The following is a 1152-nucleotide window of genomic DNA, read 5'->3' as shown; positions in this document are numbered from 1 at the left end:
AAATGGGATACATGATAATAAAATAAAGGCATCAATTTTGATGTTTATACATTAGCTCGTCTTGACTTCAGGGGAGCGTCCATATATGTCTAGTTTATTTTTGTTCCTGGCATCGAAGAGTCCTTTTCTTTCTTGTTATGTTGTTTAAGTACAACGTGTTGGTAGTAATTTAACACCCACCATTTAAAGTGGGTGTCTTTGTTAATTTTATAGACTTCCTAACAAGCATAGAAGTACAAATATTAATAGAGGGGCTACTTTAAAAAGCACTTGAGGAAAATAGCTTGCTTGACCCCATATAACAAAATACCTATCCTCTTTTGGTAATTCTGACGCGACTCGCAGGTAAACAATCATATATGTAATTGAGCCAATCAGCCAAAGTACTACACCACCTAATTGAGATAATGCAACAGAATATAGCGAAGCAGGAAATGGCAATAAAAACGAGATTACATATACAAGTGCATAAAATTCCACTTTATTTTTTTGCTTATCACTAAAAAACAAATCATTCCCTCTACATTAGCTCGCTTAGTTAAGCGCATCAACTTACATATTTCATTACAACTTTAATCTTATAGTTATCTCTGCGTGTTGAGTGTGGTTACTCAAAACTGCATAAGCACATACATCAATACAAAATACCTTAGCTAATTCAAGTAGCTTATCTTCAACTCAGCCTCGTCGATGTTCGTAAGTCTTACCTGTAAAGTGGTCTTCACTACACAGAAAGGCACGACGAACACACCGTGAAATACAGTGATAATATTTTGTATCAACCAAACTTACCTGACGCTTTCTTGCAATAGACATAAACCAACTACTCACTTTTTAGACTAATTAAAATTTAGTCATTAACCTTAGTAAGTGCAAATTTAGGTTGGGTGTCTAGTTTATTTTCGTTTTTACACTAAAAAGCTTAGTACTTCGTTTCACAAAATGTAATTTAGAGTGCGTGTCTTATTAATTTTTCCTTTTAATTAATAGTTTTATTATAAGCATAATAAGTAATATAAAGCACTCACGGTTTAAATGAATGCTTTATGCCAGTATACATTTGCAATACTAAGTGATTAAAACTGCTTAATTAACGTATAAGGTGCATCGGCAGCCAGTCGAGTTACCACATAGCCATACGTAGAGCTATAA

Annotated in this window: 1 protein-coding gene and 1 pseudogene; both read right to left on the bottom strand. The window is 33.6% G+C overall.

Going from position 1 to position 1152, the window contains the following annotated elements:
• Positions 1 to 207: 207 nt before the first annotated feature.
• A complete protein-coding gene (locus I6F65_RS21370; protein ID WP_197114836.1) occupies positions 208 to 510 on the bottom strand; it encodes a hypothetical protein in 303 nt (100 codons plus the stop codon).
• Positions 511 to 600: 90 nt separating this feature from the next.
• Positions 601 to 816, bottom strand: a pseudogene (locus I6F65_RS21365) (Mobile element protein); the annotation flags it as partial.
• Positions 817 to 1152: the final 336 nt, after the last annotated feature.

Origin of the sequence: Pseudoalteromonas sp. SWXJZ94C (assembly GCF_015864385.1) — a bacterium.
Classification (GTDB): Bacteria; Pseudomonadota; Gammaproteobacteria; order Enterobacterales; family Alteromonadaceae; genus Pseudoalteromonas.
This window is presented reverse-complemented; position numbering and strand designations above follow the sequence as displayed.